We start from the raw sequence: 8,670 nt of genomic DNA, 5'->3' as shown, positions 1-8,670 counted from the left end.
TCGTAGGTCACGATCACGCAGACAGGTGCATCGAACTGACGGAAGCCGCGCAGCACCCAATCCTGGCGCATCTCCTTGTCCTCCCGCGCGATCCCCATCGCCGAGAACAGTTGCTTGGCGACGCCGACCTGCCGGTCGCGGTGCGGCCCCTCAAAGGCCTGCCCGGTCCGGAACTCGCGCGACTGCGGAACGCCCGCCACCATCCGCTCGGTGTTGCCGGCGCGGATGCGGTCCAGCGGCTCGCCAGTGATGATGTAGAAATTCCACGGCTGGGTGTTCATCGACGACGGCGCACGCATCGCCAGGCCAATGATTTCCTCGATCAGCGCCCGTGGAACGGGATCGGGCTTGTAACCGCGGATGCTTCGGCGACCGAGGATAACGTCGTCAAACTGCATGGATGGTCCCTGAAATACTTGGCGCGGTTCAAATGGTGGAAAACTGCAGCCTACAACCGCCACGCCGCGGAAGCCCACAGGATGTTTCGGCCCTGGCGAGGCCAGGGCCGCAAGGTCAGCAGCGCTGAGTGTCAGCGCCCCTGGAAGTCGGCCGGCCGCTTTTCCAGGAACGAGGTCATGCCCTCGCGGAAGTCGCTGGTCCGGATCAGTTGCAGGAACTGCAGATAGACGTGGTGGACGTGGTCGTTGAACGTCTCGGTCAGCCCCATCCGCATCAGCCGCTTGGCCGACTGCACCGCCAGTGGCGCATTGGCCGCCATTTCCAGGGCGATCTCGCGGGTCTTGGCGGCCAACTCGGCGTCCGGAACCACGTGGTTCACCAAGCCTAGCTCCAGGCTCTCGCGGGCCGAAAGCGTGCGGCCGGTGAAGATCAACTCGGCGGCCTTCGACCAGCCCAGCAGCCGCGGCAGGATCCAGGTCCCGCCGGATTCCGGCACCACCCCGCGCTTGACGAAGGCGGCGGCCATCTTGGCGCTCTCGCCGGCGATGCGGATGTCACAGCCCATGGCCGTATCCAGCCCATAGCCGGCGGCCGAGCCGTTCAGCGAGCAGATGGTTGGCTTGTCACACGCGAAAAGCACGGTCGGCGGGGTGTTGCGCAGGTCCAGGTTCACCGAGACCGTCGCGACCTGCTTGTCCGAACCGATGCCCGAGCCTTGAGTCGCATCGACCAGGTCGAGCCCGGCGCAGAACGCGCGGCCCGTGCCGGTCAGCACGATGACCCGCACCTCGGGATCCTCGTTGGCCTTGATCAGCAGTTGGGTCAGCCGGGCCAGCATCGGCCCCGAAATGGTGTTCAGCCGCTCGGGCCGATTGAGGGTGAGGGTCGCGATCGCGTCGGACACCTCGTACAGGACCTCGTCCGCGGCATCCTTCGCCGGTATCGCATCCACGGCTGCGCTCATCGGTTCCCATCCCTTTATGTTGTAAACTTACCCCAACCCTAGGCTCAGGCCGGGCGGTGGGCAAGCGTGGCTGGAACCTATGAAACGCGCGGCAGCCACATCCCCATCGCCGCGCCCAAGATGCCGACACCAACCCCGGCCGTGACCACCAGCAGCAGCCCGGCCGCCGCGAACTTGGCTGACCGCCCCGCCCCGCTCCCAGCGCGCAGATATATCTCCAGCATGGCCAGCGGCGCGAGGTAGCAGCCGAACGCCCAGAACCGCACGAACGGGCCGTCGAAGTCATCGCCGATCAGGGCCGGTCCCTGGTTCGCCAGGATCCACGCCATCAGCCCGACCCGGAAGAACCACACCCCGCTGACCAGCATGAAGGTTCGCAGCGCCCAGCGACGGTGCGCGGCGATGTCTCCGGCCCGCACGTATCGCCAGGCCAGAGCCCCCGCCGCGATGATCAGCACGCCGTTGAGGCTGATGCCGACGCGCATCGCGGTCCCGCCGGCCGTGCCCCTGGTCCAGACCATGTACAGGCCCGCCAGGCTGATGATCAGGGCGACCAACATGTAGAGCCGCCCGTTCCAACGGTGGAACGGCAAGGCGCGAGCGCGAATCTGCGGGACCATTTGCAGCGGCCCGCCCAGGGTGATCACCACCGCCAGCGCCAGATGGGCGGCCAACACCACATTGCCCAGCGTCCCGCCGCGCACATAGCCGCCGACCAGCACCTCGTTCCAGCGCTCGAAGTCGCCGCCGACCGCCGCCCCGCCATAGAAGGCCGCGACATAGGCGACGAACAGCCACTGGCCGATCAGGGCCACGCCCCACCACAGCGCCGCCACGCCGGCGAGCGCCCTATCGGCGGCCGGTCTGTCCTGCGCGCGAGCGGCCGATGTGATTGCGGTCATGCGGGTCCTCAACGCCGTTGCGGCCCAGCGATAGCCCGGGCACTTTCGGGCGCACATGACGGCCGGGGCCAGAAACATGGCTTTCGGTTTCAAGCGGATGGCTCAAGAGGATGGGCGCATGGCTGCGGCCACGGTCTCGGCGGGGTACGCCGACAATCTGATGCGCTACGCCGTGTCCCGAGGCGCGGACAGCCGCGCCCTCGCCGAGCGGTCGGGCATCCATCCGGGTGACCTGAGCGACCCCGACGGCCGCGTGCCGCTGGCCAGCTATGTCGCCCTGATGAGCGCGGCCAAGTCACTGTGCCAGGCCCCGTCCCTGGCGCTGCACCTGGGGGCTCACCAGGATCTCAAGGAAATGTCCGTCGTCGGCCTGATCTGCTACGCGGCCCCGACCATGGGCGAGGCGCTGGTCCAGCTGAACCGCTACGGCGCATTGGTCGCCGAGGTCGACGTCCCCGGTTCCGGCGGCCGGTTCCAGATCGCGCAACACGACGGCGAGCTATGGCTGGTCGATACCCGCCGCGATCCGAACAGCTTTCCCGAACTCACCGAATCCACCTGGTCGCGGTTCATCGCCGAGACCAGCCGCCACTTCCCCGGCGCGGCCTTCGCCAAGGCGGTCCACGTCACCCACCCTGCGCCGGCCTACGCCGCCGAATACGAGCAGGTTCTGAAGGTTCCGGTGACCTTCAAGGCTGCTCGCAACGCCATCATGATCGACCCGTCGTGGCTGGCCATCGAACTGCACAACCCCAGCCGCTACGCCTTCGGCGTGCTCAGCGACCATGCCGCCCGCCTGCTGGCGAGCCTGGAGAACGCCGCCACGACGCGCGGCCGGGTCGAGGGTCTGCTGATCCCCCTGCTGCACAAGGGCGACCTGCGCATGAGCGACGCCGCCCGGCAGCTTGGCCTCAGCCGCCAGACGCTCTATCGGCGGCTGAAGGCCGAGGGCCTGACCTACGAGACACTGGTCGACGACCTGCGCCGCCGCATGGCACTGCACTATCTGGGCGGAGCCAAGACCTCTGTGAACGAAACCGCCTATCTGGTCGGCTTCTCCGACCCCAGCTCGTTCTCCCGCGCCTTCAAGCGCTGGACCGGAGACAGTCCGCGCGCCTTCCTCAGAAGATGAGCTTGCGCACCGTCAGCTTCACCGAACGGCCGACCGGGTCCATGAGGTCCGGCTGATAGCTGATCGGCGTCAGGCCGGCGGGGCTGCGGACATCCTGGCGGCTGTCGAACACGTTGTTGATCGACAGCGTCGCCCGCGCGCCGCGCAGCCACTTGTACTGACGGGCGATGGGCTGCTGGCCGAGGTCTGCGAACAGCCGCAGGTTCACCGTGGCGAAGTCCTCGAACTCCAGGTTCTCCGCCGCCGTCCCGCCGTCGACATGCGTCGCGCTCTGCCACTTGGCGTTCATCGCCACGCCCAGCCCGCCCTTGGTGTAGTTGGTCTGCAGGTCGATCTGGTTGCGGGGCGAGCCGCCGCCATTGCCCAGAGCGCCGCCGTCCAGCAGGTCGAGCTTGGGCAGGCCGGGCCGGATCAGCACGTCGTCGCGGAACGCCAGCGTGTGATAGAGGCCCACCTGGAACACCCCGCCGCGCGGACCGCCGCCGCCGAAGCCGCCAAACCCGCCGCCGCGACCACCGGGCCCGCCCGGTCCGCCGCGCCCTGCAAATCCGCCACCGCCAGGACCGCCCGCCAGAGGACCACCGCCCTCGCCAGGCGGCGGGCCTTCACGCGGCGGCTCGCCTGGCGTCCCGCCCGGCGCTTGCCCTTGCGCCTGTCCGGCTGGAGCGCCCTCAGTCGCCGACCGCGCCTCGGCGCGCGCACGGCGCATGGCCGCGATCTGCTCCGGCGTAGGCGGCGGCGGTCCGACGGACCGCGAATAGGTGAAGCCCCAGCGCAGCTCGTCCCGCGCCTGGCGCGCGAAGTTCACCGGCCGGGCGTCGATCTGCACCAGCACCCCGTCGGCGTCGCGGCGGAAGCGCTCCGGGAAGGCGTCCTCCACCTGGGTCGAGGCCGAGGGGAAGGCGACCACCGCATCGTCTGTCCGGGTCGAGACGTAGTTGGCCTGGAAGGTCAGGTTGGTCTTCTCGAACGGCTTGTAGGTGACGCCCAGCTTCAGGACGTCCTTCCGGCCGCCATCCAGGTCGGGCGAGCCGCCGGTGACGCGGATCACTTCCACGCTCTCGCCGCGCTCGAAGTCGAACACCCGCACGCCGGGCGTCGCCGTCACCGGGTCGCCGAGCTGGTTCATCGTCGGAGCCTGGTCGGTGCGGCTGTAGGAGGCCAGGAACCGCACCGGCTTCACCGGCGTCCAGTTCAGTCCGGCGCCAAGCGTCGCCAGATCGCCGAAGTCCGACAGGTTCTGGATGCCCAGATTGACGTTGCCCGACACCTTGCCGACCGTCTCGCCCAGCCCCTCGCCCGCCCGCGTCAGCGGCACGTCGAAGCTGGCCTGGAGCTGGCCGATGGTCCGCGTCAGGTCGCTGGCCTGGCTGATCCCGGCGCGCAGCGAGTCGCTCTCCAGCTCCATGGTCGAGGCCCGCGCCGTCAGGGTCGAGCTGATTTGCCCGGCCGGCAACGACCCGAACGCCCGGTTCAGCACCAGGTCGGTCTGGGCCGACGTGGTCACCGCCCGCGTCCAGTCGGTATAGGCCAGCGCCGCCAGCGCCCGGTCGGTGTTCGACTTCGAGACATTGTTCGAAAGCTCGGCGGTGTAGGACCACTGCCACCCGGCATAGGCCCCGCTCATCACCCCGGCCAACCGGCCGTCCTCGACCTTCGAGCGCCGCAGCAGCGGCTCGCCGGTGGCCGACGATTGGCCCAGACGCGAGTCGGTGTCGGTGGATTGGAACGTCCCGTTGACCGTGCCCGACACGCCCCGGCCCAGCGGTTGGGCCAGCACCGCGTTCAGCGTCACGTCGGTGGAGCCCGATTGCAGCGTCCGGAACGCCCCCTCGCCGCCTTCCACGTCGCGGTCGCTCTCCAGGATCGGCTCGACCTCGGTCACCTTGGCGTCGAGCGTCAGCCGCCGGCCTTGCTGGATCTTCAGCAGCCCGCCATGCGCCCCCACGCTCTGGCCGCCGCCCGACTGGGTCGGCGTCGACCCGATCCCCTCGGCCAGCCAGGCCTGGAAGCGCTGGCGCAGCACGATGTTGATCACCTTCTGCTCGGCCGGATAGCCGTACTTCAGCGAGACTTCCTCAGGCAGGATGTCGACCCGCGCGATGGCCTCGGTCGGCATGTCGCGGATTTCGGAGAAGCCGGAGGTCCGCGCCCCGTTGATCAGCACCACCGGCCGCCCGCCGCCCTGGCCGCTGCTCGTCTGCGGCGCCAGGGCGTCCAGCAGTTCGGTCACGCTCGCCGCGCCATAGGCCCGGATCTCGCGCGGCGAGATGCTGAGCTCGGGGGCGATGTCGCCGATCACCGCGCCCGGCAGGGTGCGGGCGCCGCTGACCACGAACTCCTCGACCTCGGTGTCCTCTTCGTGTTCGGCCGCCCCCGTCTCAGTCTGGGCCTGAGCGCTCCCGGCCATCAGCGAAACCACCGCCACGCCGGCGAGAAGTCGAAGGATCAGACCGGCCGGGGCGCGGCCGTGGGCTAGAACGGAACTCAAAACGGCAATCCTGGACTTTAAAATTCGGGGGGAGGTTCGGGGAGGAAGAAGCAGCTTGGCTGCGAGGACCTATAGTGAAACGGATGAACGGCGACCTTCCGTCGCTCAGGCGCCGCCAGTTTTTCACCCTGTCGCGGTCCTGAAATCTCTCCGCCGTCTTTAGGCCCCCCCGTCTTTAGGCGCCAAGCGGCCGTTCCACCTCATTGCCCTGCGCGTCGGTGAACTGCGGCCCGCCGTCCGCATCGGCGAACCGCTGGATCAGCACCGTGAACGGCTGGCGCTCGCCCGCGCCCTCGCCCGCCTCCGGCCCCAGCGCCCGGCGCGTCCCGTACTTCTTGGGCGCCAGCATCGCGGTGTGCCAGCGCAGGGTCTCGATCCGCAGCCGGTCGGACCGCACGCTCGCCTCGGTCGCCTCCATGGCGATCTCCCGGCTCAGGTCGAACAACAGGTCGGCGGCCATCTCCTTGGCCCGCAGGTACATCTCGCGGAAATCGTCATTGCGCCGCGCCCAGTTATAGATGGTCACGCAGCACGGCATCGCCGGGTCCGCCCCGATGGCCAGCACGCTCTCCCCGCCCGCGATCCGCAGGCAGATCGCCTCCCCCAGCTCCGGCGTATAGGGCGAAACACTGCCGCCCCGCCGCCCCTCGCGGGTCAGCATCTTGCGCCACATCCGCGGCTGGTCGGCCCGCCGGTCCAATGCCAACTGCCGCATCCGCCCGGCCAGCTTGGCCGCCTCATAGGCCGCCCCGAACTCAGGCTCACGCGCCGCCCAATCGCCAAACGTCCGCCGCGACGGCATCCCCGGCTCGCGCGCCAAGGCATGCTGACTCTCCCCGGCCGCCAGCCGCCGACAGATCTCCTGACGTGACCCCCTGAAACTCAGCCAGAAATAACTAGAGTCCGCCCGACCAAAGGACGGACGAATGAAGCGATCAAGGTTCACGGAAGAGCAGATCATCGGGATCCTGCGCGAGCAGGAGGCCGGCGTGCCGGTGCTGGATCTGTGCCGCAAGCACGGGCTCAGCTCGCCGACCTTCTACAAGTGGAAGGCCAAGTATGGCGGCTTGGACGTGTCGGAGGCGCGGCGCCTGAAGGCGCTGGAGGATGAGAACGCCAAGCTCAAGCGGATGCTGGCGGACGCCATGCTCGACAACGTCGCGCTGAAGGATTTGCTGGGAAAAAAGTGGTGACGCCCGCCGCGCATCGGGAGGCTGCGGCGTATCTGCGGTCGACCTACCAGATGAGCGAGCGGCGGGCGTGCCGGGTGATCGGGGCGGACCGAGCGAGCGTGCGCTACCAGGCGACGCGACCGGACGATGACGACCTGCGCGAGCGGCTGAAGGCGCTGGCCCAGGAGCGGCGGCGCTTCGGCTATCGCCGGCTGCACGTGCTGCTCCGACGCGAGGGCCAGGTGGTGAACAAGAAGCGGGTCCAGCGCCTCTATCGTGAGGAGCGGCTGACCGTCCGCCGCCGCGGCGGGCGCAAGCGTGCCATGGGCACGCGTCGCCCGATCGAGACGCCGCTGGCGGCCAACCAGCGCTGGAGCCTGGACTTCGTCTCCGACCAGATGACCGACGGGCGGCGCTTCCGCATCCTGACGGTGATCGACAACTGCACCCGCGAGTGCCTGGCCCTGGTGGCCGACACCTCGTTGTCGGGCCGCCGGGTGGCGCGCGAGCTGGACGCGATCATCGCTCAGCGCGGGCGCCCGGACATGATCGTCAGCGACTACGGCTCGGAGTACACCTCCAACGCCATTCTCGCCTGGGCCGACGAGACCGGCGTGGGCTGGCATTACATCGCCCCGGGCAAGCCCCAGCGAACGAGAGCTTCAACGGTCGGCTGCGCGACGAGCTGCTGAACGAGACGCTCTTCCGCTCGCTACCCCATGCCCGTGCTGTGCTGGAGACCTGGCGGCGGGACTACAATGAAGCTCGACCGCACTCGAAGCTCGGCTGGCTGACGCCCAGGGACTACGCCAGAGCCATATCCGGAGAGTCCGGCCGGCACGCTGCGAACCCTGACCTCTCCGCGCGCCGGCCTCTTGCAACACCAGCCGAGCAAGGCTCAGATCAACCCAGGACTCTCGTTATCGCTGGATGAGAAACGGGGGTCACGTCACTCCCGCCCAAGCTCAGGCGAATAGCGCACAGCCGCGCGAACCCCGGCCCGCGCCGGCGGCGGAGAATTGGCGACCATGGACGCCCCATCAGATTGCTAGAGACCCAAGGCTCTCACGAGACACCCGCCTCGTCAAGAACAAAACAAGAACACTAAACACACCCCCAACACCGGGTGGCTTGGAGGCGCCCGCCGGGCTATCTCCCTCCCATGGCACGCAGCAAGAACAGCCCTGAGTTTGAGATCGAGGTCGATGGGGAGCCCTACATCTGGCGCCTTCACCGCCAGCCCCAGTGGTCCAGCGACACCAATGAGTGGCGCGGCATGGCGCTGGCCGCCCGCCACAAGGAAGGCCAGCGCGAAGCCGTCATGGAGTTCCCCCCCGGCCCCCAGCGCAAATTCGGCACCCCGCAACTGCAGCCCGCCCTGATCGACGTCGAACTGGTGGCGCGAGCCATCGCTTCAGCCATCGTCGCGGGGTGGGAGCCGCTGTCCCGCGGCAAGACCGTGGCGATTGTCGTGGATGAGACGGGGGGGTGATGGGGCACTCGGCGTCATCATTGGTCTTGGCGCCACCCACCTCAGGTATATGCGCCCCGGGCAGGCCCTAGCACGAAACACACCTGTAGCTTGCGAAAACCATCTACCGTTCTACGAA

The 8,670-nt window shown here is 68.6% G+C and carries 7 protein-coding genes and 1 pseudogene; 3 read left to right on the top strand and 5 right to left on the bottom strand.

Features of this window, described 5'->3' with window-relative positions:
- The 3 genes from Q8M13_RS09280 to Q8M13_RS09270 form a co-directional block, all read right to left on the bottom strand.
- A partial coding sequence (locus Q8M13_RS09280; RefSeq protein ID WP_305299580.1) for a nitroreductase family protein occupies positions 1 to 398 on the bottom strand: 398 nt, incomplete at its 3' end.
- A 131-nt stretch (positions 399 to 529) separates the two neighbouring features.
- A complete protein-coding gene (locus tag Q8M13_RS09275; RefSeq protein ID WP_305299578.1) occupies positions 530 to 1,363 on the bottom strand; it encodes an enoyl-CoA hydratase/isomerase family protein in 834 nt (277 codons plus the stop codon).
- Positions 1,364 to 1,440: 77 nt separating this feature from the next.
- Positions 1,441 to 2,265: a DUF2306 domain-containing protein gene (locus Q8M13_RS09270; protein WP_305299576.1), complete on the bottom strand. Its 825-nt coding sequence runs from the start codon at positions 2,263 to 2,265 to the stop codon at positions 1,441 to 1,443.
- 76 nt (positions 2,266 to 2,341) lie between these two features.
- On the opposite strand from Q8M13_RS09270, the gene Q8M13_RS09265 reads away from it, so the two are divergent.
- Positions 2,342 to 3,397, top strand: a complete 1,056-nt coding sequence (locus Q8M13_RS09265; protein WP_305299575.1) for an AraC family transcriptional regulator — start codon at positions 2,342 to 2,344, stop codon at positions 3,395 to 3,397.
- On the opposite strand, the gene Q8M13_RS09260 is transcribed toward Q8M13_RS09265, so the two are convergent.
- Together Q8M13_RS09260 and Q8M13_RS09255 are read right to left on the bottom strand one after the other, a co-directional pair.
- On the bottom strand, positions 3,387 to 5,888 hold the full coding sequence (locus Q8M13_RS09260) for a TonB-dependent receptor (RefSeq protein ID WP_305299574.1): 2,502 nt from the start codon (positions 5,886 to 5,888) through the stop codon (positions 3,387 to 3,389). The two genes, Q8M13_RS09265 and Q8M13_RS09260, sit on opposite strands and share 11 nt — an antisense overlap.
- Before the next feature lie 175 nt (positions 5,889 to 6,063).
- Positions 6,064 to 6,849 (bottom strand): hypothetical protein, encoded by a 786-nt coding sequence (locus Q8M13_RS09255; protein ID WP_370869998.1) that lies wholly within the window; start codon positions 6,847 to 6,849, stop codon positions 6,064 to 6,066.
- On the opposite strand from Q8M13_RS09255, the pseudogene Q8M13_RS09250 reads away from it, so the two are divergent.
- Positions 6,815 to 7,994: pseudogene (locus Q8M13_RS09250) on the top strand (IS3 family transposase). The gene Q8M13_RS09255 and the pseudogene Q8M13_RS09250 overlap by 35 nt on opposite strands.
- A gap of 228 nt (positions 7,995 to 8,222) precedes the next feature.
- Positions 8,223 to 8,552, top strand: a complete 330-nt coding sequence (locus Q8M13_RS09245; protein WP_305299571.1) for a hypothetical protein — start codon at positions 8,223 to 8,225, stop codon at positions 8,550 to 8,552.
- Positions 8,553 to 8,670 lie beyond the last annotated feature (118 nt).

This window comes from Phenylobacterium sp. (genome assembly GCF_030681155.1).
In the GTDB taxonomy this organism is placed as follows: Bacteria; Pseudomonadota; Alphaproteobacteria; order Caulobacterales; family Caulobacteraceae; genus Phenylobacterium.
Note: the sequence above shows the minus strand (reverse complement) of the source record. Positions and strands in the feature narration are given on the sequence as shown.